The following is a 22,452-nucleotide window of genomic DNA, read 5'->3' as shown; positions in this document are numbered from 1 at the left end:
GATGGACGGCTCCAAGGGCTTCGACGACGCCCAGACGCAGGAACAGAAGATCCGCAACTTCAACATCAACTTCGGGCCCCAGCACCCTGCGGCGCACGGCGTGCTGCGGATGGTGCTTGAACTCGACGGTGAGATCGTGGAGCGCACGGACCCGCATATCGGCCTTCTGCACCGCGGCACCGAGAAGCTGATGGAGAGCCGCACCTACCTCCAGAACCTGCCCTATTTCGATCGGCTCGATTATGTGGGCACGATGAACCAGGAACATGCCTGGTGCCTCGCCATCGAGCGGCTCACCAAGACGCCGGTGCCGCGGCGGGCACAGCTGATCCGGGTTCTCTACTGCGAGATCGGGCGCATCCTGAACCACCTGCTCAACGTGACGACCCAGGCCATGGACGTGGGCGCCCTGACGCCGCCTCTCTGGGGCTTCGAGGAGCGCGAGAAGCTGATGGTGTTCTACGAGCGGGCCTGCGGCGCACGACTCCATGCCGCCTATTTCCGGCCCGGAGGGGTGCACCAGGATCTGCCGCGAAAGCTCGTGGACGACATCGACGTCTGGGCGCAGGAGTTTCCCGGCGTGCTCGACGATATCGACGGGCTGCTGACCGAGAACCGCATCTTCAAGCAGCGCAACGTGGATATCGGCATCGTCACCGAGGAGGACATCCTCGAATGGGGTTATTCGGGGCCCATGGTGCGCGGCTCGGGCCTTGCCTGGGACCTGCGGCGTGCGCAGCCCTACGAGTGCTACGACGAGTTCGATTTCCAGATCCCCGTGGGCAAGAACGGCGATTGCTACGACCGCTACCTGATCCGCATGGAGGAGATGCGGCAGTCGGCGCATATCATCCGGCAGGCCTGCGAGAAGCTGCGGATGCCCGAAAACCAGGGCGACGTGATGACCCGGGGCAAGATCGGCCCGCCGAAGCGGGGCGAGATGAAGACCTCGATGGAAGCGCTGATCCATCACTTCAAGCTCTACACCGAGGGCTTTCATGTCCCCGAAGGCGAGGTCTATGCCGCGGTCGAGGCGCCCAAGGGCGAGTTCGGGGTGTATCTGGTGGCCGACGGCACCAACCGGCCCTACCGCGCGAAGATCCGCGCGCCGGGGTACCAGCATCTCCAGTCGATGGATCACCTCTGCAAGGGGCACCAGCTGGCGGATGTCTCGGCCATTCTCGGGTCCATCGACATCGTGTTCGGAGAGATCGACCGCTGAGGGCTACGGGGCAGGCGTCCTGAGCCCTTGCATCGGACCTCTCGGCCGGGGCATGACCACGCTGCAAGCTGCGAAAGGGACGCCGGTGAGACGCGCATTTCTGATCATTCCCCTTCTTGTGCTGGCCGCCTGCGAGGCCGGTCCGGGCGGTGCGCCCTTCGGGCTCGCCGGCGCCTCGCCGCCGAGGCCTGCGGGGATCGGTGACGCGGAGCTGGCAGCATTCCGCGCCGCGGTGGTCGAGGCCGGGTGCCGGGTGACCAATGCCGAGGAAGCCGCCGTCGTGGAGGCCCGGACAGGGCTGACCGAGGACCAGCTGCGCGACGTGGTCGAGTATCTCGCCGGCCAGGGCGAGTTGGTCGATGCCCGGGACACCGGGTTCGTGCTGGCCAGCGGGACGTGCGCAGAGGTCGCGTCCGGCGCCGGTTGACCGTCCCGGGGGGCGGGGATAGCTGGGGGGCGACAGAGACAGGAGCCCGCCCAGATGCTCAGACGCCTGCATCAAGAGCAGCCTGACAGCTTCGCCTTCACGCCCGAGAACCGGGCCTGGGCCGAGGCGCAGATCACCAAGTATCCCGAGGGCCGTCAGGCCAGCGCGATCATTCCGCTGCTGTGGCGCGCGCAGGAGCAGGAGGGCTGGCTGAGCCGCCCCGCCATCGAGCATGTCGCGGACATGCTGGGGATGGCGCATATCCGGGCGCTGGAGGTGGCGACCTTCTATTTCATGTTCCAGCTGTCGCCCGTGGGCTCGGTCGCCCATGTGCAGGTCTGCGGGACGCTGTCCTGCATGATCTGCGGGGCGGAGGACCTTGTGGCGGTCTGCAAGGAGCGGATCGCGCCCGAGGCGCACATGCTGTCGGCGGACGGCAAGTTCAGCTGGGAAGAGGTGGAGTGCCTCGGCGCCTGCGCCAACGCGCCGATGGCGCAGATCGGCAAGGACTACTACGAGGACCTGACCGCCGAGCGGCTGGCCTGGCTGCTGGACGAGATGGCGGCGGGCCGGGTGCCCGCGCCGGGGCCGCAGAACGGGCGCTATGCCTCGGAGCCCGCTTCGGGGCTTACCTCGCTCGGCCAGTGGAACGAGGGGCGGATGGCGCATAACGCCAGTGTGGGTCTCGCGCTGGAGAAGGGCGACACCATCGCCCGGATCGACGGCACCGAGGAGCCGCTGCGCGCGCCCTGGGGCGACCAGGGCGCGCGGGCCGAGGGCGGGCGGGTGCGCGACGACCTGATGGGGCCGCGCGGGCCGGACGGTCCGCATCCCCAGGCTGGCCGCGTGCCCGGCGAGGCGCCGCCTCCGAGGGACCGGGGCGAGGCCAGCGACAAGGTCTCGGAGGCCCCCGGAGAGGCCCCGGACGCCGAGGCCACGGGCCGCCCGCCCGAGAACGTGCAGCCCGCCGATGATTCGACGTCCGAATCGCTGGCCAGCCCGACAGCCGAGGCGCCGCCCGCTGCCGCGCCCCCATCCGGCGTGCCGGAAACGCCACCCGCGCTGTTCGACTCGCCGCCGACCACCGGAACCGACGATCTGAAGCGGATCAAGGGCGTCGGACCGCAGCTCGAGGGAATGCTGAACGCTCTGGGCATCTACCGGTTCGACCAGATCGCGGAATGGGGCCCCAAGGAGATCGCCTGGGTCGACTCGCGTCTGACGTTCAAGGGCCGGATCGAGCGGGACGACTGGGTGTCCCAGGCGCGCGCCTTCGCCACCGAATCGTGACCCTGCGGCCCCGGTGCCGCGCCCTCGTCTCCGGTTTCGGCGGTGCTGTCCGCAGACGGTAGTCATGTGGCACAGAATGCGTATGCTTTCCCGGAGAGCATGAAGGCGGGCGGCGCCTCGGGCGTCGGTCGCGCATCCTGTGGGGGAGACGAAGACCATGGCGGACGAAACCGGACGGCTGAGATGTCAGGCCGGCTGCTGGATCACCGGGGGCATCATCGGGATTGTCGGGATCGCGATCTCGCTCCTGTTCGGCGGCCTGTCGGTCATCGGTGCAATCTTTGTCGGGCTGCTGATCGCGACGGTGCTCGGTGTGCTTCTCAGCGTACTGCTGTGCAAGCCGCTGCCGCCCGCGATGGGCGCGGGGACGGCGCCCACGGTGGGCCGGACCAAACCCGCAGCACCGCGCCCGGGCACGATGACGTCCAGCGCACCGGCGACGACAGGCGGTGCGGCGCCCGCTTCGACGGCGCCCGCGTCGACCGCATCAGGGCCGGCTTCCTCCTCACCCGGGAGCGAGACGGCGGCCTCCGCCACGTCCGGGAGCGATGCGGATGCGGGGGTGCGGGCCTCCGGCACCGAAGCGGCGAGCCCGGAGCCGGACGCCTCCCGGTCCGAACAGGCTGCGGCGGCGGCACCTTCGGCGGCGGCCGGTGTGGCGGGCGCGGGCGCCGCGTCGGCGATGCCTGTGGAGACGGGCGGCGAAACTCCGCCGGCCCCGGCCACGGCGGATACGCCCGAGGCCGCCCCTGACGAACCCACCGATGCGGACCGTCCCGCGACGCTCGACGCCCCGAGAGAGGGCGGGGCGGATGACCTCAAGCAGATCAAGGGCGTCGGTCCGAAGCTCGAGAAGCTTCTTAATTCCATGGGCTTCTACCACTTCGACCAAGTCGCGGCCTGGACCGACCGCGAACTCGCCTGGGTCGATTCCAACCTCGAAGGCTTCAAGGGCCGGGCCAGCCGCGACGACTGGGTCGGTCAGGCGAGGACGCTCGCGGACGGCGGAAGCACCTCCTTTTCCGAGAAGGTCAAAGGCGGCGACGTCTACTAGGCGGAGAGCCGCGCTGCGGTGCAATAACGCACTTGCTGCAGTGCGGCATCTGGGGCAGGCTGACGGTCGGGCGGCCGGCCCGCCGCCAGTCCATTGATGGAGGCCCGACGTGACCGCAACCCATTCTTCCGACCGTATTCCGAGCATGATGCAGACCACCGCCGCGCTGACCTTCGGGTCCCCGGTGGTCCTGGGCATGGCGAGCGCGATAGCCGTTCAGGGCTATGTCTGGCGCATGGCTATGGCCGGCCCGGTGCTGGCGATGCGGGTGTCGTCCGGCAGGGGCGCCGTCTCCGAGACGACCGCGGACAAGGCGAGGCCCAAGGCCGTCGAGAAGGTCGCGGCGCCCGGGGCCGTGACGCCGAAGCCTGCGGCCGTGAAATCGGACGCACCGAAGGCCGCGACTCCGAAGGCCGATCCTGCGAAGGCCGAGACGCCCAAGCCCGCGGCAGCGAAGCCCCAGCCGGTGAAGGCGGACGTGTCGAAGCCCGCGGCTGCGAAGCCCGAGCCGGTCAAGGCGGAAACGGCCAAGGCCGGGGCTCCCAAGCCCGAGCCGATGAAGGCGGAGGCGCCCAAGACGGCGGCTCCCGAGGCCAAGCCGGTGAAGGCGGACGCACCCAAGGCGGCGGCTCCGAAGACCGAGCCGGTGAAGGCGGAGACGCCGAAGACCGAGGCCTCGAAAGAAGCGCCTCCGAAGTCCGAACCGGCACAGGCGGCCGGGCCCGAAGGCCCTGTCCAGCCGCCCGCGCTCGCGGCGCCGCGGGGGGGCAAGGGCGACGACCTGACGCTCCTTGCGGGCGTCGGGCCGAAGCTGGCCGAGACGCTGAACGGCTTCGGCATCCACCATTTCGACCAGATCGCGGCCTGGACCCCGGCCCATGTCGCCTGGATGGACGAGAACCTCGGCGTTCCCGGCGGCCGCGCGAGCCGCGGCGACTGGGTGACAGCGGCTGCGGTGCTGTCCGGGACCGCGTGAGATGTCGTCGGCCTGGCCAGAGGAGGCGGTCTGGCTGAGGGTCGCGGCCCCGATGATCGTCCTCGGGGCGATGCCGCTGGCAGCCATGCTGACGCCCGGTTTCGTGCTGTGGCGCCACGCCGTGGCGGGACCGATGCTGGCCACGGGGCTCGGTCGGGCAGGGGCAGCACCCGCGCCGTATCTGCGGGCGGTCGCCCCGACGGAGGCGCCGGAGCGCAAGCGCCCTGCCGCTCCGACACGCAGGAGACGCGCGGGGCCTGTCACGCTGGCGGCGGTTCCGGACGCCGTGCCCGACGCATGACGGCCGCGCGATGAGCGAGGACGACGACCGGCGGATCGCCCGACAGGCCCGCAGGGCCGCGCTGGCCATCGCGGGAGGCGGTCTTCTGGCGATCCTTGCGCCGATGCTGGTGCGCGTCGCCGGGCTGCCGCTCCGGTTCGAGGTCCTGCTCTATCTCGTCGCACTGGCGGCTTTCGTTTGGGCGCTGGTCGTCACCTGGACTATCTGGCAGAAGACGAGAAAGCGCTGAGACCCGTCGGGCTGGAGACCAGATATGCTCAAGGACGAAGACCGCATCTTCACCAACCTCTACGGAATGCACGACCGCAGCCTTTCGGGTGCGAAGGCACGCGGCCACTGGGACGGCACGGCCGGGCTGATCCAGAAGGGACGTGACTGGATCGTGGACGAGATGAAGGCGAGCGGTCTGCGCGGCCGGGGCGGCGCGGGCTTTCCCACGGGGCTCAAGTGGTCCTTCATGCCGAAGGAAAGCGACGGGCGGCCCCATTACCTTGTCGTGAACGCCGACGAGAGCGAGCCCGGGACCTGCAAGGACCGGGAGATCATGCGCCACGATCCCCACACGCTGATCGAGGGCTGCCTGATCGCCAGTTTCGCGATGGGAGCGCATTCGGCCTATATCTACATCCGCGGCGAATACATCCGCGAGAAGGAAGCGCTGCAGGCGGCCATCGACGAGGCCTATGACGCGGGGCTTCTGGGGGCGAACGCCGCCGGGTCGGGCTGGGACTTCGATCTCTACCTGCACCACGGCGCGGGGGCCTACATCTGCGGCGAGGAGACCGCCCTGATCGAGAGCCTGGAGGGCAAGAAGGGAATGCCGCGGATGAAGCCGCCGTTCCCGGCCGGCGCCGGTCTTTACGGCTGCCCGACCACGGTGAACAACGTGGAGAGCATCGCGGTGGTGCCGACGATCCTGCGGCGCGGCGCCACCTGGTTCGCGGGCTTCGGACGGGAGCGGAACGCGGGCACCAAGGTCTTCGCCATCTCGGGCCATGTGAACCACCCCTGCGTGGTCGAGGAGGCGATGTCGATCTCCTTCGAGGAGCTTATCGAAAAGCACTGCGGCGGCATTCGCGGCGGCTGGGACAACCTCAAGGCGGTGATCCCGGGCGGCTCCTCGGTTCCTTGCGTGCGCGGCGAGAAGATGCGCGACGCGGTGATGGATTTCGACTACCTGCGCGGCGAGCTGGGCTCCGGGCTCGGCACGGCGGCGGTGATCGTGATGGATCAGTCGGTGGACATCATCAAGGCGATCTGGCGTTTGTCGAAATTCTACAAGCACGAGAGCTGCGGCCAGTGCACGCCCTGCCGGGAAGGCACGGGCTGGATGATGCGCGTGATGGACCGGCTGGTGAAGGGCGAGGCGGCGGTCGAGGAGATCGACATGCTCTTCGAGGTGACGAAGCAGGTCGAGGGCCACACGATCTGCGCGCTGGGCGATGCCGCGGCCTGGCCGATCCAGGGGCTGATCCGCAACTTCCGCGAGGAGATCGAGGACCGCATCAGGGGACGCGCGCCGATCGCGGCGGAGTGAAGCGGAGGCTGGCGGCGGGCCGACGCCGCCGTAGGCGCCAAGGGACACCGTGAGACCGACCCCGGCCGCGACGGATGGATCCGGTCCCGGGGCGGCGCCTGCCGGCCTCGACCGTTGCGGCGACGCGGGCATACGGCGTGCTGCCCGACATCCCGGTGGACCTGCCGGCGCGGCGTGATGCGGCATCCGGCGCTTCGACCGGCCGCCGGGCCCCTTGCCGTGGCGGCCCTGACGCCGCACGCCGGAACTTCGCCGCGGGTTTCGCGTCGGGCCTCATGAGATGTCCCTCAGCGAGCGCCTTCTTCAGCTTCTCGCCGTCTGGCTGGCGGTCTTTCCCTGTGTCTGCCTGTTCAGCTACGCTTTCGTCTGGCTGGGGATCGACTGGCCGCTCTGGGCGGAGGTTCTGGTGTCGACCGCGCTGACAGTGCCGCTGATCACCTTCGTGGCCCAGCCCCTGATCGAGGCCCGGATCGCGCGGATGAAGGGGGAAAGCCGCTCGGACATCAAGCACGCCGAGGCGCGGCGGGTGGAGGAGCCGGACGAAGGCGCGGAGAGCCGCTCAAAGCGGGGCCGGGCCGGGGCTGACATTGAATAGCAGAGCCGGGCAGGTCATGCCGGGCGCAACCAGACTGACCGGAGAGGCCCCATGCGCCCAATGTTCGCCCTGATCCTGACCCTCCTTGCCGCGCCGCCCGCCGCCCTGGCCCAGGCCGGTCTCGAGGCGGAGCCCGCGATCCGCGAGGGCCTCATCGCCGTGGGAATCGCGGTGGAGATCTCCGACCGCTGCGACCGGATCGAGGCGCGGCGTCTGAAGGGGATTGCCTATCTGAACGCCCTGAGGGGAGAGGCGCGCAGGCTGGGCTATTCGGAGGCGGAGATCGAGGCCTTCCTCGACGATGACGCAGCGGCCGACCGGCTCGAGGCCGAGGCCCGCGCACGGCTCGCCGCCATGGGCGCGGTGCGGGGCGACGACGCAAGCCATTGTCGCGTGGGCGCGGCCGAGATCGCGGCGGGCAGCGTGATCGGCCAGTTCCTGCGCTGAGGCGACGGGCGCGCCGGCCTCTTCCGGTGCCGGTGCCGGAGTTCATCCGGCCGGAAATACCTCCGCAGGAGCTCTGTCTCAGGCCGCCCGACCTGAGCCCGATCGCGCTCTCGCTCGCTCTCGAGCCCGAGGAATGCGCCTGGCTCGATCTGGAGACCGACCGCGTCCCGGCGACTCCGGTCGCCTGAAGAACCACAAGCCGATCCCTCGTGCGACCAGGGGGGAGCAAGCGGAGCGCGCCCACCCGCACTTCTACCAGAGCGGACTTTCGAGGCGTCGCCGGCTGGCAGGTCTTGAGGCAGGCGCCTTTGCCTGTCGGCCTACATCGGGATGTTCTCGCGGAAAATCAGGCGCGGTTCGATGAAATGCTCCGGCAGGAACAGGCGCTCCGCGGCGATCGCGGTCAGGAGCCGGATCACCGCCTGCTCCGCAAGCAGCCGGACGTTCTGGTCGATGATCAGGTCGATGCTTCCTTCCGAAAGGTAGCGCCTGGTCGTGTCGGACAGGTCGTGGAGGATGACGAACGGCCGCTTCCTTCGGTCCACCCTGGCCGTCGCCTCCGCCACGCCCGAGCGCCCGCCGCCCATCACGTAGATGCCGGCCAGATCGGGCTCGGCCGCCAGCAGCCGTTCGGTCGCGCTCCGGGCGATGCCGGTGTCGGAGCGGGTGTCGAACAACGGCAGGAGTTCCAGTGTCGGGAATTCCTGCTCGATGATGGTGCGGAAGCCGATCTCGCGCTCTCGCTGGCCCTGGAAGGCCTGCTGGCCCACGAAGAGGGCGACCTTGCCGCCCGATCGGCCCGCGACGTGACCCATGACGAGTCCGGCGGTCCGGCCGGCGACGCGGTCATCGAGGCCGACATAGGCGCTGCGCGGCGTGGTCAGCAGGTCGGAGGCGATGGTGACCACCTTCACGCCACCGTCGGTGAGGTCGCGCACCGCCTGGCGCGTCAGCGGGTGGTCGACCGCCACGATCCCGACGCCCTGCGTGCCGGTGTCGATGCGCCCAAGGGCCGAGACGAAGGCCTCGGGGCTGAGGTCTTCCACCGCATGGACCTTAGCGCGTGACACCACGGGGAGGGTGGCCGCGAATTCCTCGATCTGTTCTGCCAGATCCGAGAGGAAGACCTGCCGCGCCCGGGGGATCAGAAACTCCAGCTGCGCGGGACGCACAGGAAGGGCCGCCTGTCCATCGGTCGGCAGGTAGCGCAACTCCTGCGCCGCCCGCATCACCCTTTGCCTGTTGGCCGCCGACACCCCTTTCCGGCCGTTCAGCACCCGATCGACGGTCGCTGCGGAAACACCTGCGCGGCTGGCGATGTCGTGGATGGTTGCGCGCATGGATACCCTGGTCTCTCGCCCAATCCAGTCGCAGCCGAAGCAATGCACGTCAACAGAATCCTGCGAGAATCTGAGGTGATCCAATGATGTAATGTGATGAGACCATGACTTATGTGATGCGATCTGATGGTTTCTGCCTTTGCCGATTCCGACTTGCTGCGACAATGTGATCCCAAGGACCGCCGGCGACTCCGGCAGGACCCGAACGGTTGGTGCCGGGCCATTCAGAGCCCGCGCTGCAAGGGAGGACGAAATGCAACAGAAAAATGGCGCCCGGGTCGGGCGAGCGATCGCGCTTGCCTGCGGCACGGCCTTGCCCGCGGTCACGGCGGCCGAGGAGGTCGAGGTCATCCATTGGCTCGTCACCGGCGGCGAATCGGCTGCGATCCAGCACGTCGCGGACAAGGTCGAGGACCTCGGGACGACCTGGGTCGAGCTGGTTCCCCCCGACGGCGGTGCCGGAGCCCGCGCTCTCTTCACCTCGCGGATCGGAGGCGGCGATCCGCCGGGCGCGCTGTTCGCCTCTGTCGGCAAGGAGGCGATCGACCTCGGCGAGCAGGGGATCCTCCGCGACATTCGTCCCTTCGTCGAAGCCGAGGGCCTGATCGACTCGGTTCCCGCCTTCGCGCTCGAGATCGCGAGCCTCGAGAGCGGCGAACTCTACGCCGTGCCGCTCGCCTTCGAGACGCAGAATTTCATGTGGTATTCGATCCCGGCCTTCGAAGCGGCCGGCGTCGAGCCGCCGACCGGCTGGGGCGAGTTCCTCGCCGCGGCGCCGGCGCTGCAAGAGGCCGGGATCATCCCGATCGCCGTCGGCGCCCAGCCCTGGCAGCTCAACATCCTGCACTTCTCGATCCTGACCGCCGAGTTCGGCCAGGACGGATTCAATGCGCTCTACCGCGACCAGGATCCCGCGATGGCGGAGAGCGACGCGATCGTCGAGTCCTTCCGCATATTGCGGGAGCTGTCCGTCCTGGCCGACCAGGGCAATTCCAACCGGTCGTGGAACGATACCCTCTCGCTCGTCGCCGAGGGCCGCGCGGGGCTGCAGGTCATGGGCAGCTGGGCCGGGGGCGAGCTCGCCGCGATGGGCGAGACCTACGGCACCGACTGGGGCTGCGCGATGGCGGGCGGCGACACCTGGATCGTGGGGACGACCGGGTTCATGATCCCCGATCTGGGTCAGGAGTCGACCGGTCAGGACGACTTCGTCCGGGCGCTGCTCGATCCTGCGACGCAGACGGCGTTTTCCATCGACAAGGGCTCCATCCCGTCGCGCACAGATGCGAGCACGGAGGGGCTTTCCGAGTGCTCCCTGAAGGTGGCCGAGGGCATGGCTGAGGGGCGCGGCCTGCCGAACCCCAACGCGCTCCTGAGCGGCGACGCGGCCGGGCAGATCGGCGACCTTCTGATGAACTTCTGGGCCGACACGTCGGTGACGCCGGAATCCGCCGCCGCCCAGTTCGCGGACATCATCCTGAACGACTTCTGAAGCGTCCTCCCTCGCTTCGGAACGGGCAGGGCGGCCGAACCGGCCGCCCTGCCGATCCCGGAAGGCACCGCCCATGGCGATTACACCCCAGGCGACGGCACGATTCGTGCTCGTGCCCACGATCCTGCTGACGGTCGTCGGCTACTACGGATCGATTCTCTGGACGATCGGCCTGTCCTTCACTCCCTCGCGCATCCTCCCGGTCTCTCGCTGGGCGGGTCTCGACATGTACGAGCGGCTGCTTTCCACCGAACGCTGGCAGGTCGCCTACACGAACCTGTTCGTGTTCGGCGGGCTCTACATCGGCTTCTGCCTCGCCGCGGGGCTTCTGCTCGCGATCGCGCTCGACCAGGGGGTGAAGGGGCGCAGCGTCTACCAGACGATCTTCCTCTACCCCATCGCGTTGTCCTTCATCGTCACCGGCCTGGCCTGGCGATGGCTGCTCAACCCCACGACGGGGCTGCAGGACTACGTCCGTTCGTTGGGCTTCGAGTCCTTCTCGCTCGACCTGCTGTCGAGTCCCGAGCGGGCGATCTTCACCCTTGTCATCGCCGGAGTCTGGCATTCGGCGGGACTCGTCATGGTAATCCTCTTCGCCGGACTGCAATCGGTCGACCAGGAGATCTGGCGGGCCGGGCGCGTCGACGGCATCCCACGGCACCGGATGTACCGGCATGTCGTCCTGCCGATGCTCTGGCCGATGGTCGTCACCTGCCTCGTGCTTCTCGGCATGAACGTGGTCCGCAGCTATGACCTCGTCGTGGCGCTGACGGGGGGCGGACCGGGTTTCTCCACCGACGTGCCTGCCAAGTTCATCGTCGACCACTACTTCGAGCGGCAGAGCGTGGGGCTTGCCTCGGCGGCGGCGACGCTCCTCCTCCTGACCGTCGTGGTCCTCTTCGCCCTCGTCGGGCTTCTGCGGCGGCGGGGAGAGGCGGCATGACGCCCGCCGGACGCGCAGGCCGCATCGGCCTCTATCTCTTCCTCGTGACGACCGCGCTTTTCTTCGCGATCCCGCTGGTCATCGTGGTCCTGACCGCGCTCAAGGACGCCGACGAGGCGCGGGGGGCCTCGATCTTCCTCCTGCCGCGCTCGCCCGATCTCGAGGCCTTCTCCAAGGCGTGGTCGAGCGCCTGCATCGGTCGCGACTGCAACGGCATCGGCGGCCGGTTCTGGAACTCGGTGGTCATCACCGCGCTCGCGACGTCTATCTCGCTGCTCCTCGCCTCGCTGAACGGTTTTGCGCTCGCGCTGTGGAACCTCCGCCGGGCGGGACTCGTCCTCGGCCTCCTGCTCGTCGGGGCCTTTGTGCCCTACCAGATCATGATCTACCCGCTGGTGCGGATGTTCGCGGTCGGCGGCATCCACCAGACGCTGGCCGCCGTGGTGATCGTCCACGTCCTCTTCGGGCTGCCGATCCTGACGCTGATCTTCCGCAACTACTACGTCGGCCTGCCGCCCGAACTGATCAAGGCGGCGCGGGTCGACGGCGCCGGCTTCTTCCAGATCTGGCGGCTGGTCATCCTTCCCCTGTCGCTCAATGTGGCGATCGTGGCGGGTATCCTCTCCGTCACCGGCGTCTGGAACGACTACCTCCTCGGTCTGATCTTCAGCGGCCAGAACTGGCAACCCATGACCGTCTCGGTCGCCTCGCTGTCCGCCACCGCGTCGAGCGGCGTGCCCGAGCAGAACGTCAACATGGCCGCGACGCTGCTGACGGCGCTGCCGCCGCTCCTCCTCTACCTCTTGTCCGGCAAGTACTTCGTCCGCGGCGTGACCGCCGGGGCCGTGAAGGGATAGGCTCCATGACCCGCGTCCGAATCGAGAATCTCGTCCGAAGCTACGGAGCCCATGCCGTTCTGAAGGACATCTCGCTCGACATAGCAGACGGCGAGTTCCTCGTTCTGCTCGGCCCGTCCGGCTGCGGGAAATCGACGCTGCTCTCCGCCATCGCCGGGCTCGACCAAGTGCAGGCCGGGCGCATCCTGTTCGACGACCGCGACGTCACGCGGCTGGAGCCCAGCGCGCGCGAGATCGGCATGGTCTTCCAGTCCTACGCGCTCTACCCGACGATGACGGCGCGGGCGAACATGGCCTTCGCGCTCCGCGTGGTCGGCGCGAGCCGTGCCGAGCAGGAGGAGCGCGTGCGCTGGGCGGCCGACCTCCTGCAGATCGGCCATCTCCTCGACCGCAAGCCCGGCCAGCTCTCGGGCGGGCAGCGCCAGCGGGTCGCGATCGGACGCTCCCTCGTGCGGAAGGCGCGGCTCTTCCTCTTCGATGAGCCCCTGTCGAACCTGGATGCCAAGCTCCGCACCGAGATGCGGAACGAGATCAAGGCGCTTCACGAGCGTCTGGGCGTCACCTTCGTCTTCGTCACGCACGACCAGATCGAGGCGATGACGCTTGCCACACGGATCGCCGTGATGGACGCGGGCGTGATCCAGCAGGTCGACACGCCCGACGAGATCTACCGCCGGCCCGCGACCCGGTTCGTGGCCGACTTCGTCGGTGCCCCGGCGATGAGCTTCCTCGAGGGCGAGCTCGTCGCGCCGGATCGCGTCAGGATCGGCGAGAATACCGTGGCGGTCCCGGACTATGCCTGGCGCAGTGCGCCCCGGACCGGGTCCGTCGTCTTCGGCGTCCGGCCCGAGCGCGTGAGCGTCGCGCCCGTCCCCGGCACCGCCACCGTCGCTGCGCGCCTGCGCGGCATAGAGCCCCACGGCGCGGACACGCTCGTCTGGGCAGAACTCTCGGGACAGCGGCTGTCGGCCCGGCTCACGCCGGAGGCGGCGGCCGGGCTGCCGCAATCCCTTCACCTCGACTTCGAGATCGAGGGCGTCTCGCTCTTCGACCCCGACAGCGGCGCGCGGCTCTAGGGGCGCGGCCATCCCATTCACTGATTGCTCGGAGCGGATCATGTTTATCGGAACCAACGTCTACGGCTGGAAGCAGCTCGCGCAGCTTGCGGACCGGCCCTTCGACCGGCGCGCGGCAATGCGGTCCGCGCGTGAGGCGGGCCTGACTGGCTGGGAGGACGCGGTGCGGACCCCAGAAGAGGCCGCCGGCGTGGCCGAGGATGCGGCCGCCGAGGGGCTGTCGATGGGGTCGGTCTACGTCTTCGGCGCCTTCCACGACGAGGCGCCGGCCCGGGAGGCCACCGAGACGGCACTGGCCATTGCCGACGTCCTTCAGCCGCACGGAGTGGCGCGCTACATTTCCAATCCCGATCCGCTACCCGAGGGCGCGCTCAAGTCCGACGCGCAGCTCCGGATCCAGCGCACAGCGCTCGAGTCGCTCGGCCGGTCGCTGGCGGAGCGAGGGGCGGAGCTGCTCTTCCATACCCATGCGCCCGAGATGCGGGCCGCGGCCCGCGAGTTCCACCACATGCTCGCGGCGACCGATCCCGCGGCGGTCCGGCTCTGCCTCGACGTTCACTGGATCTGGCGCGGGGCCGGAAACTCGATGGTCGCGCTGGAGGACGTGATCCGCCTCTACGGCTCCCGCGTCTCCGAGCTCCACCTGCGGCAGAGCCGCGGCGGCGTCTGGGACCAGTCCATCGGCGAGGGGGACATCGATCTCGCGCGCGTCGCGGAGATGCTGGCCGAGCAGGGGGCACGACCGCTGCTCGTGATCGAGCATGCCTACGAGGACGGAACGCCGATGACGATGGAGCTGATCGCAGCCCATGCGGCCTCCGTCGAGACTGTGGCCCGCCTCTTCGGCCCGATCGGAGCCTGAGCGATGCGGGTCCTTCTCATCGGTGCGGGCGCGATCGCCCACCATCACGCCGCGGCCGCCCGCCTGATCCCGGCGGAGGCGATCCTTGCCGCGGACCCATCGGCCGAGGCCCGGGCCCGCTTCTCGGCGGCCTATCCAGAGGCCGGGATCTTCGAGACGCCGGAGGCGATGCTCGCCTCAGCCCCGGCCGGCCGGGACGACATCGTCGTCGTGGCGGTGCCGCCGTGGCTCCATGCGCCGATGACGCTCATGGCCTTCGAGGCCGGCTTTCACGTGCTCTGCGAAAAGCCGGTTGCGCGCACCCTCGCCGAACTCGACGGGATGCTCGCCGCGGCCGAGACCGCGGGCCGACGCCTCGGCGACTGCGCGATCCGCTTCAACGGTCAGCCGTCGATGCGGAGGGCCTCGGCGCTGATCGGGGAAGGGGCGCTCGGGCAGCTCAATCTCGTCCGCATGATCCACCGGAGCGTGCGGGGCCGGCCGGGGATCGAATACCAGCCGGCGAGCCGATGGTTCCTCGACCCGGATCTTGCGGGGGGCGGCGTCCTGGTCGACTGGTCGGTCTACGACCTCGCCATGCTGTTCGACGTGCTCCGCCCGACGGAGGTAAGGGTGGACGCGGCCCATCTGGCGCGGATCGAAGGGCGGGACGATCCCCCGGATCATCCCCCGCGGGTGGAGAGCCACGTCGCGGCGATGCTCCGGCTTGTCCTGCCGGACGGCGCCACGGTGCCCTGCCTCTACGAACGGGCGAACGGGGTGAACGGACCGGCCCATGCCGAACTCTCGGTCGAAGGGACGACCGGGGGCCTGTCGTGGCAATGGCTGCCGCCCTACGATGGCGACGCCACGCGCGTAACCCGGTTCGTCGACGGCGGCGGCAAGGTCGAGCGCGAGGTCGAGACCCTGCCGATGGGGGAGCATCCGCATTTCCATCACCAGCCGCTCCTTGCCATGGCGGCGGCGGTCGCGGGGCGACCGTCGAATGCGCTTGCAGCCGCGGACCTGCGCTTCAACTTCGCGGTGATCGCGGCGATCCAGTCCGTCGCGGCGGACGCCGCTGCCGCCACGATCCGCCGAGCCTGACTCGAGCCCCGAGGGGTTTGGCCGCTGAGATAGCCGGGGGACATCCGGCCAGGCAGACACAGTGCGCCAGGCCGCATGAGCGATGCGAAAGGCGGGCCCGCGTTGCCGGGTCCGCGACCGTACGCCAGCCTCCTTCTCGAGGACCGGGGCCAGGATGCCGACGGGTTTCTGGACGTCGTGACGGCCGAGGGGATGGCGGTCTGCATCCCGGCCCGGCGCGGGCGGCCAAAAGGGGCGGGTAAGCGGAGAGGACAGTCGAGATTGCGGGGGGAGCGTCGATCACAGGCGGCGCCGGATGCACTCCGAAGTCCAAGTAGAGGACGACACAGCGCGCGTCCCGGGCGCGCCGTCCGACAGCATCCGGTTGCGGCGTTTTCGCCCGCCGGGGCAGGGAGCAGGCACTGGCATCGCGCGTTGTGAGGGGGTAGACGGGGACCGATGCGGCGGTGCGTGCCGCCCCGGAATTGCGAAGGACCAGATCCATGTCCGACCTGCGCAAGGTTGTCATCGACGGAACCGAGATCGAAGTGGCCGGAGCGATGACGCTCATCCAGGCCTGCGAAGTTGCGGGGATCGAGATCCCGCGGTTCTGCTACCACGAGCGCCTCTCCATCGCCGGAAACTGCCGGATGTGCCTTGTGGAGGTCGTGGGCGGCCCGCCCAAGCCCGCCGCCTCCTGCGCCATGCAGGTCAAGGACCTGCGTCCCGGCCCCGAGGGCCAGCCGCCGCAGGTGAAGACCAATTCCCCCATGGTGAAGAAGGCGCGCGAGGGGGTGATGGAGTTCCTGCTCATCAACCACCCGCTCGACTGTCCGATCTGCGACCAGGGCGGGGAATGCGATCTTCAGGACCAGGCCATGGCCTATGGCGTCGATTTCAGCCGTTACCGCGAGCCGAAGCGCGCCGCCGAGGAGCTGGACCTCGGTCCGCTCGTGGAGACGCACATGACGCGCTGCATCTCCTGCACACGCTGCGTGCGCTTCACTACCGAGGTGGCGGGGATCACCCAGATGGGCCAGACCGGCCGGGGCGAGGATGCGGAGATCACGCAGTATCTCGACCAGACGCTCGAGTCGAACCTGCAGGGCAACATCATCGATCTCTGCCCGGTCGGGGCGCTGACATCGAAGCCCTACGCTTTCACCGCGCGGCCCTGGGAACTGACGAAGACCGAGAGCGTCGACGTGATGGACGCGCTCGGCAGCGCGATCCGGGTGGATACCAAGGGGCGCGAGGTCATGCGCATCCTTCCGCGCAACAACGACGGCGTGAACGAGGAGTGGATCTCGGACAAGTCGCGGTTCGTCTGGGACGGGCTCAGGCGGCAGAGACTGGACCGGCCCTATGTTCGCGAGAACGGCAAGCTGCGTCCTGCGAGCTGGACCGAGGCGCTTGGCCGGGCCGCCGAGGCGCTGAAGGGCGCCTCGAAGGTGGCGGGTCTCGTGGGCGATCTTGCCCCGACCGAAGCGGCCTTCGCGCTGCGGGAACTGGTGCAGGGGCTGGGCGGCGCCGTGGAGGCGCGGGTCGACGGGGCGATGGTCCATGGCCAGAACCGCGCGGCCTATGCCGGCACTGCCCGGATCGCCGACATCGACGGCGCGGACCGCATCCTGCTGGTCGGCTCGAACCCGCGGAACGAGGCGCCGGTGCTGAACGCGCGCATCCGCAAGGCCTGGTTGCGCGGTGCCCATGTGGCGCGGATCGGCCCTCGCGCCGAGCTGACCTATGATGTCGAGGAGCTCGGGACCGGGCGGGAGGCGCTGGAGCGGCTGGCTTCGGGCGATCTTGCCGCGTGGCAGGGGGAACGCGCGCTCGTGATCGTCGGGCAGGGGGCACTGAAGGGCGGCGACGGGCTGGCGGTCATGGCCCGCGTCGTTGAACTGGTCGAGGCGATCGAGGGACGTCTCCTCATCCTGCACACCGCGGCGAGCCGTGTCGGCGCGCTGGATGTCGGCTGTTTCTCCAAGGGGGGCCTGCCCGGCGCGCTCGAGGGCGCGGACGTGGTCTATTCGCTCGGTGCGGACGAGGTGGAGATCGACGCAGGACCGTTCGTCATCTACCAGGGCAGCCACGGCGACCGCGGCGCGCACCGCGCGGACGTGATCCTGCCGGCCGCCGCCTATACCGAGGAGAACGGTCTTTTCGTGAACACCGAAGGCCGGCCGCAGCTGGCGCTGCGGGCCGTCCATCCGCCGGGCGAGGCCAAGGAGAACTGGGCGATTCTGCGCGCGCTGTCGGCGGAGGCGGGCCAGCCGCTTGAGTATGACAGCCTGCCGCAGCTGCGGCGGAAGCTGATCGCCGAGGTGCCGCACCTCGCGAAGCTGGACGAGGTTCCGGAGAACCCGCTGAAGCTGATGAAGAAGCGGCCGATGGGTTCGGGTGATTTCGAAGAGGCGGTGCGGGACTTCTACCTGACCAACCCGATCGCCCGGGCGAGCGCGCTGATGGCGGAACTCTCGAGATCGGCCCGCGACCGGGCCGAGGCGCCGATCGCCGCGGAATGACGTCCGTGAGGGTCGCCGGGGTGGGCGATGACCTTCGAGCGGGGCGCGCGCGGAGCACCATGCTGCGGCGCGTCGCCGCAGGCCTTGCGTTGGTCGCGGTGGGCGGCTGCGGCGCCGAGACGGGGCGGCTCGGGCAACCGGCGGCACAAAAGGTGTACGGCGGCATACAAACGCGGCTACTCGACGACGATCTGGTGAATTTCCGCGTCTCGATGCGCGGCGCCGAGGGTCCCGTCGACCTGCGTCTCTATGCGGAATGCGCGGCTGCGCAGTATGCTCTCATCCGCGGCTTCGACTTTGTCCGGCACGTCAGGACAACAGTGGAGGAAGAGGGTGGAAACTGGACTGCGGATGCTGTTTACACCGTCTCGCCGGGCCTGCCCCAGGGCCTGCAGACCATCGACGCGGGCTTTACCGTCGCAACCTGCGAACGCGCCGGCGTTCCGACGGTCTGACGGAGGATCGGAAGGATTTCCATGGTAGACTTCTTTACCACCACCAATCTGGGCATCGTGCTGCTGGTGCTGGGGCAGTGCCTGCTGGTGCTGGTTCCGATCCTCGTGAGCCTGGCCTTCCTGATGTATGCCGACCGCAAGGTGTGGGCCGCGGTGCAGATGCGGCGCGGGCCGAACATCGTGGGCGCCTTCGGCCTGCTGCAGTCCTTCGCCGATTTTCTGAAATACATCGTCAAGGAAATCGTGGTGCCCGCGGGCGCCGACAAGTCGGTCTTCTTCCTCGCGCCGATGATCGCCTTCATCGTGCCGATCGTCGCCTGGGCCGTGATCCCGTTCAACGATGGCTGGGTTCTGGCCGATCTCAACGTGGCGCTGCTCTACATCTTCGCGATCTCGAGCCTCGAGGTCTACGGCGTGATCATGGGCGGCTGGGCGTCGAACTCCAAGTATCCGTTCCTGGGCAGCCTGCGGTCGGCGGCGCAGATGATCTCCTACGAAGTGTCCATCGGGCTCATCATCATCGGGGTCATCATCTCCACCGGCTCGCTGAACCTGACGGACATCGTGCGGGCGCAGGATGGCGACTGGGGCATCTTCAACTGGTACTGGCTCGCGCATTTCCCGATGCTGTTCCTGTTCTTCATCTCGGCGCTGGCCGAAACGAACCGGCCGCCGTTCGACCTGCCCGAGGCGGAATCGGAACTCGTGGCAGGCTACCAGGTGGAGTATTCCTCGACGCCGTTCCTCTTGTTCATGATCGGGGAGCTGATGGCCGTGGTGCTGATGTGCGCCCTTGTCAGCCTTCTGTTCCTCGGAGGCTGGCTCTCGCCGATCCCGGGCCTGCCGGACGGCGTGCTTTGGATGGCCGGCAAGATGGTGTTCTGCTTCTTCATCTTCGCGATGGTGAAGGCGATCACGCCCCGCTACCGCTACGATCAGCTGATGCGGCTCGGGTGGAAGGTGTTCCTGCCGATGTCGCTCGCCTGGGTGGTGATCGTGTCCTTCCTCGCCAAGTTCGAGGTTCTGGGCGGTGCCTGGGCGCGCTGGACCGTGGGGGGCTGAGGATGGACGACAAGGTGGAGAACCTGATCCTCGCGCAGTTGAAGGCGCGACGGGCGGAAACGAAGCTGGGGAACGAGGAGGGCTGACATGGACAACGATCTCAGGGCCGCGATCCTCGACGCGAAATACATCGACCTGATCGACCTCGCGGGCAGTCTCATCGCCGAGTTCGGCGAGGATCCCGCGCAGGCCGCGGAACTGGCGGGGCCGCAGCAGCAGGCGCTGGCGGCCGCGGTGTTCCGCTGGGCGGCCTCGGACATCGACGAGACCATCGCCGTGGCCATGGGACGAGGACCGGGCAGGGCGCTGGCCGAGGCGCGACAGGCGCGAGCCGACATGTCCGCGCCGGCGGACGCCCCGTTTCAGCCGATGAGCGACCCGGCGCCCACGGGCGGGGACACGGCGATGGCCGATCCGGGCCAGCCGTCGTACGAGCCGCAGATGCAGACGAATTCCTTCGGTGCGGGCCCCTTGGGGCCCGACGGGCCGACGAGCTGACCCCCTGAAAGGAGGCCAGAGATGACGCAGATCGACTATACCCGTGCAGCGAAGTACTTTCTGCTGCAGGACGTGTTCCAGGGCTTCAGGCTCGGGCTGAAATACTTCTTCAAGCCCAAGGCGACGGTGAACTATCCCCACGAGAAAGGGCCGCTCAGCCCGCGATTCCGGGGAGAGCATGCATTGCGCCGCTATCCCAACGGCGAGGAACGCTGCATCGCCTGCAAATTGTGCGAGGCGATCTGTCCGGCGCAGGCCATCACCATCGACGCCGAGGCGCGCGAGGACGGCAGCCGCCGCACCACGCGCTACGACATCGACATGACGAAATGCATCTACTGCGGCTTCTGCCAGGAGGCCTGCCCGGTGGATGCCATCGTCGAGGGGCCGAATTTCGAGTTCTCCACCGAGACCCGGGAAGAGCTGTACTACGACAAGGCCAAGCTTCTGGAGAACGGCGATCGCTGGGAGGCCGAGATCGCCCGCAACCTCGAGATGGATGCGCCCTACAGATGACCGATCCGAAAAACCCCTTCGAGGCGATGATGAAGGCCGGGCAGGACTGGGCAAAGGCGCTCAATCCGGCGCTCGAGTCGTTCACGCCGAAGGGGTTCGAGGCGATGTGGCCCACGGTGCCCGCCGAGTTCATGGAAGCCTTCATGGGCAAGACCCTCAATCCCGAGGGCCTGGACGCCAAGACGCGGCTGTTGCTGACGCTGATGGGTCTGACGATCCTCGGCGCGCAGGCCGAGGCGCAGATCCGGCTCACCGTGCGCCATGCCCGCGAGGCGGGCGCCACGAAACAGGAAATCGCCGAGACGATCGCCACGGCGGCCGCCTTCGGCGGCGTGCCCGCGATGGCGAAGGCGATGGAGATCGCCCAGGCCGGGATGGACGACGAGGACAAGGACAAGAGCAAATGACGCCAGCCGTGATCGCCTTCTACCTCTTCGCCGTCTCGACGCTGGCGGGCGGATTGTTCACCGTCATCGCCCGCAACCCGGTGCATTCGGTGCTGTGGCTGATCCTCGCGTTCCTCAGCTCGGCGGGGCTGTTCGTGCTGCTGGGGGCCGAGTTCGTGGCCATGCTGCTGATCATCGTCTACGTCGGCGCGGTCGCCGTTCTGTTCCTCTTCGTGGTGATGATGCTCGACATCGATTTCGCGGCGCTCAAGGCGGAGATGGCGCGCTACATGCCGCTGGCGCTGCTGATCGGGGTCGTGCTGCTGATGCAGCTCGGCATCGCCCTGGGGGCCTGGACCATCAGCGAGGGCGCGGAGATGCGCCGGGCGGTTCCCGTGGAGGGCGGAATCCACAACACGCAGGGGCTGGGGCTGGTGCTCTATGACCGCTACATCCTGCTGTTCCAGCTCGCGGGCCTGATCCTGCTGGTGGCCATGGTGGGCGCGATCGTCCTGACCCTTCGGCACCGGTCGGACGTGAAGCGGCAGAACGTGCTGGCGCAGATGTACCGCGATCCGAAGACGGCGATGGAGCTGAAGGACGTGAAGCCGGGGCAGGGGCTGCAGCGGTGAGGCGGGGGCTTTGCCTCTTCGCGGCGCTTGCCGTCGCGGGACCTGCGCTGGCGCAGGAGCTGGAGCCGCAGGTGTGCGTGCCGGTGCTCGACGGTGTCGAGGTCGGCGAGGCGCCTGTCGACCTGGGCGACGGCTTCGTCGCGCAGAGCTTCGAGGCGGTGGCTGCGGGTCTGCCCGATCCGTTCGTCGTGTTCACCGAGTGCGACAGCGGCTTCCGGCTCATCGCGGGGCGGATCGAGTTTCCCGATGGTCGGCCCGCGCCGGAGCAGCTGATCGACGTCATGCGCGAGGCGCTGGCCTCGGGCGAGTCCGAGACCGGTCAGGACCTGGTCGAGCGGTTCATCGACCTGGGAGCGCCGGCGCAGCTGCGCCAGTCGAATTCCGAGAACTGCCCCTGCGCGGTGTTCTACCCCGAGGCACGGGGGGAGAAGACGCCATGGGAGGCACCGGAATGAGGACGACCGCGGCCTTCTCGGGATCCCTTCTGGCGCTGCTGGCCATGCTGGCGGGACCGGGCCGGGCCACCGTGATCGACGTGCCCGGCTGCGTCATGGACATGGATGCGGGCAGGCTCGCCACCTCTGCGGCCGAGGCGCGTCCGATCACGTCGGCGCATGTCTGGGCGAACGATTTCGTCACCTATTCGTGGAGCGGCGACGCCGACGAGCGGGTGGTGCTGCAGCATTGCCCGACCGGAGATTTCCTGCTCGTGGTGGCGCCCCCGGCGGTCTCGGCCGTGGTCTTCGAGCGCTTCTTCACGATGCTTGGCGAGGAGCGGGGCTACACCCTGCGGCAACTGGGCGAGGCCGTGGCACCGCTCGGGGCGGGGGCCCGCATCGGCAGGGGCGAATGGGGCGACTGCATCTGCCGGGAGCTCGGCCTGTGACGGCGGGC

Annotated in this window: 27 protein-coding genes; 26 read left to right on the top strand and 1 reads right to left on the bottom strand. The window is 68.8% G+C overall.

Translation table 11 applies throughout. From position 1 onward, the window contains the following. The first annotated feature begins 1 nt into the window (after position 1). The 11 genes from EAT49_RS16460 to EAT49_RS21290 all read left to right on the top strand — a co-directional run bounded on the left by EAT49_RS16460 (position 2) and on the right by EAT49_RS21290 (position 8,037). The gene (locus EAT49_RS16460) at positions 2–1,222 is read left to right on the top strand and encodes an NADH-quinone oxidoreductase subunit D (protein ID WP_123643394.1); all 1,221 of its coding nucleotides are present in this window, start codon (positions 2–4) and stop codon (positions 1,220–1,222) included. Positions 1,223–1,307: 85 nt separating this feature from the next. Beyond that, a complete protein-coding gene (locus EAT49_RS16455) occupies positions 1,308–1,649 on the top strand; it encodes a cytochrome c family protein (protein ID WP_123643393.1) in 342 nt (113 codons plus the stop codon). A 54-nt stretch (positions 1,650–1,703) separates the two neighbouring features. Then, positions 1,704–2,939, top strand: coding sequence for an NADH-quinone oxidoreductase subunit E (locus EAT49_RS16450; RefSeq protein WP_123643392.1), 1,236 nt, complete (start codon positions 1,704–1,706; stop codon positions 2,937–2,939). Between the two features lie 157 nt (positions 2,940–3,096). Next, entirely contained in the window at positions 3,097–3,993 is an 897-nt protein-coding gene (locus EAT49_RS21780; protein WP_342773827.1) for an NADH-quinone oxidoreductase subunit E, read from the top strand. 109 nt (positions 3,994–4,102) lie between these two features. Beyond that, positions 4,103–4,969 carry an NADH-quinone oxidoreductase subunit E gene (locus EAT49_RS16440; RefSeq protein ID WP_148078746.1) on the top strand — a complete coding sequence of 289 codons (867 nt, stop codon included), beginning with the start codon at positions 4,103–4,105 and terminating at the stop codon, positions 4,967–4,969. A gap of 1 nt (position 4,970) precedes the next feature. Further along, on the top strand, positions 4,971–5,270 hold the full coding sequence (locus EAT49_RS16435) for a hypothetical protein (protein WP_123643390.1): 300 nt from the start codon (positions 4,971–4,973) through the stop codon (positions 5,268–5,270). Positions 5,271–5,280: 10 nt separating this feature from the next. Then, on the top strand, positions 5,281–5,499 hold the full coding sequence (locus tag EAT49_RS16430; RefSeq protein ID WP_123643389.1) for a DUF5337 family protein: 219 nt from the start codon (positions 5,281–5,283) through the stop codon (positions 5,497–5,499). A 24-nt stretch (positions 5,500–5,523) separates the two neighbouring features. Continuing rightward, positions 5,524–6,807 (top strand): NADH-quinone oxidoreductase subunit NuoF, encoded by a 1,284-nt coding sequence (nuoF, locus tag EAT49_RS16425; RefSeq protein ID WP_123643388.1) that lies wholly within the window; start codon positions 5,524–5,526, stop codon positions 6,805–6,807. 280 nt (positions 6,808–7,087) lie between these two features. Beyond that, positions 7,088–7,402: a putative antibiotic biosynthesis monooxygenase gene (locus tag EAT49_RS16420; RefSeq protein ID WP_123643387.1), complete on the top strand. Its 315-nt coding sequence runs from the start codon at positions 7,088–7,090 to the stop codon at positions 7,400–7,402. Positions 7,403–7,453: 51 nt separating this feature from the next. Continuing rightward, positions 7,454–7,849 (top strand): DUF5333 family protein, encoded by a 396-nt coding sequence (locus tag EAT49_RS16415; RefSeq protein WP_123643386.1) that lies wholly within the window; start codon positions 7,454–7,456, stop codon positions 7,847–7,849. A 32-nt stretch (positions 7,850–7,881) separates the two neighbouring features. Further along, a complete protein-coding gene (locus EAT49_RS21290) occupies positions 7,882–8,037 on the top strand; it encodes a hypothetical protein (RefSeq protein ID WP_185020797.1) in 156 nt (51 codons plus the stop codon). A 132-nt stretch (positions 8,038–8,169) separates the two neighbouring features. On the opposite strand, the gene EAT49_RS16410 is transcribed toward EAT49_RS21290, so the two are convergent. Next, positions 8,170–9,189: a LacI family DNA-binding transcriptional regulator gene (locus EAT49_RS16410; protein WP_123643385.1), complete on the bottom strand. Its 1,020-nt coding sequence runs from the start codon at positions 9,187–9,189 to the stop codon at positions 8,170–8,172. Positions 9,190–9,442: 253 nt separating this feature from the next. Between EAT49_RS16410 and EAT49_RS16405 the strand changes: the two genes are divergently transcribed. The 15 genes from EAT49_RS16405 to EAT49_RS16335 all read left to right on the top strand — a co-directional run bounded on the left by EAT49_RS16405 (position 9,443) and on the right by EAT49_RS16335 (position 22,444). Continuing rightward, complete coding sequence (locus tag EAT49_RS16405) at positions 9,443–10,681, top strand: ABC transporter substrate-binding protein (protein WP_123643384.1); 1,239 nt, start codon at positions 9,443–9,445, stop codon at positions 10,679–10,681. Positions 10,682–10,754: 73 nt separating this feature from the next. After that, on the top strand, positions 10,755–11,624 hold the full coding sequence (locus EAT49_RS16400; RefSeq protein ID WP_123643383.1) for a carbohydrate ABC transporter permease: 870 nt from the start codon (positions 10,755–10,757) through the stop codon (positions 11,622–11,624). Next, on the top strand, positions 11,621–12,481 hold the full coding sequence (locus EAT49_RS16395; protein ID WP_123643382.1) for a carbohydrate ABC transporter permease: 861 nt from the start codon (positions 11,621–11,623) through the stop codon (positions 12,479–12,481). Before EAT49_RS16400 ends, EAT49_RS16395 begins: the two co-directional genes overlap by 4 nt. Positions 12,482–12,486: 5 nt before the next feature. Beyond that, on the top strand, positions 12,487–13,557 hold the full coding sequence (locus tag EAT49_RS16390) for an ABC transporter ATP-binding protein (RefSeq protein ID WP_123643381.1): 1,071 nt from the start codon (positions 12,487–12,489) through the stop codon (positions 13,555–13,557). 40 nt (positions 13,558–13,597) lie between these two features. Beyond that, entirely contained in the window at positions 13,598–14,419 is an 822-nt protein-coding gene (locus EAT49_RS16385) for a sugar phosphate isomerase/epimerase family protein (protein ID WP_123643380.1), read from the top strand. A 3-nt stretch (positions 14,420–14,422) separates the two neighbouring features. Next, positions 14,423–15,505 (top strand): Gfo/Idh/MocA family protein, encoded by a 1,083-nt coding sequence (locus tag EAT49_RS21745; RefSeq protein WP_123643379.1) that lies wholly within the window; start codon positions 14,423–14,425, stop codon positions 15,503–15,505. A gap of 482 nt (positions 15,506–15,987) precedes the next feature. Continuing rightward, entirely contained in the window at positions 15,988–18,009 is a 2,022-nt protein-coding gene (nuoG, locus tag EAT49_RS16375; RefSeq protein WP_123643378.1) for an NADH-quinone oxidoreductase subunit NuoG, read from the top strand. Positions 18,010–18,068: 59 nt separating this feature from the next. After that, a complete protein-coding gene (locus tag EAT49_RS16370; RefSeq protein WP_123643377.1) occupies positions 18,069–18,464 on the top strand; it encodes a hypothetical protein in 396 nt (131 codons plus the stop codon). Positions 18,465–18,485: 21 nt separating this feature from the next. After that, positions 18,486–19,526, top strand: coding sequence for an NADH-quinone oxidoreductase subunit NuoH (gene nuoH, locus EAT49_RS16365; protein WP_123643376.1), 1,041 nt, complete (start codon positions 18,486–18,488; stop codon positions 19,524–19,526). Positions 19,527–19,613: 87 nt separating this feature from the next. Further along, the gene (locus EAT49_RS16360) at positions 19,614–20,024 is read left to right on the top strand and encodes a hypothetical protein (RefSeq protein WP_123643375.1); all 411 of its coding nucleotides are present in this window, start codon (positions 19,614–19,616) and stop codon (positions 20,022–20,024) included. 21 nt (positions 20,025–20,045) lie between these two features. After that, positions 20,046–20,540, top strand: a complete 495-nt coding sequence (gene nuoI / locus EAT49_RS16355; RefSeq protein WP_123643374.1) for an NADH-quinone oxidoreductase subunit NuoI — start codon at positions 20,046–20,048, stop codon at positions 20,538–20,540. Next, complete coding sequence (locus tag EAT49_RS16350) at positions 20,537–20,947, top strand: carboxymuconolactone decarboxylase family protein (RefSeq protein ID WP_123643373.1); 411 nt, start codon at positions 20,537–20,539, stop codon at positions 20,945–20,947. The genes nuoI and EAT49_RS16350 overlap by 4 nt, the downstream gene beginning before the upstream one ends. Beyond that, positions 20,944–21,558, top strand: a complete 615-nt coding sequence (locus EAT49_RS16345; protein ID WP_123643372.1) for an NADH-quinone oxidoreductase subunit J — start codon at positions 20,944–20,946, stop codon at positions 21,556–21,558. The genes EAT49_RS16350 and EAT49_RS16345 overlap by 4 nt, the downstream gene beginning before the upstream one ends. Then, positions 21,555–22,013 (top strand): hypothetical protein, encoded by a 459-nt coding sequence (locus EAT49_RS16340; RefSeq protein WP_123643371.1) that lies wholly within the window; start codon positions 21,555–21,557, stop codon positions 22,011–22,013. The genes EAT49_RS16345 and EAT49_RS16340 overlap by 4 nt, the downstream gene beginning before the upstream one ends. Then, a complete protein-coding gene (locus tag EAT49_RS16335; RefSeq protein ID WP_123643370.1) occupies positions 22,010–22,444 on the top strand; it encodes a hypothetical protein in 435 nt (144 codons plus the stop codon). Before EAT49_RS16340 ends, EAT49_RS16335 begins: the two co-directional genes overlap by 4 nt. Positions 22,445–22,452 lie beyond the last annotated feature (8 nt).

It is taken from the genome of Histidinibacterium lentulum (assembly GCF_003789055.1).
Taxonomy (GTDB): Bacteria; Pseudomonadota; Alphaproteobacteria; order Rhodobacterales; family Rhodobacteraceae; genus Oceanicola; species Oceanicola lentulus.
The sequence above is the reverse complement of the archived record's forward strand: the minus strand, read 5'-3'. Positions and strand labels throughout refer to the sequence as shown.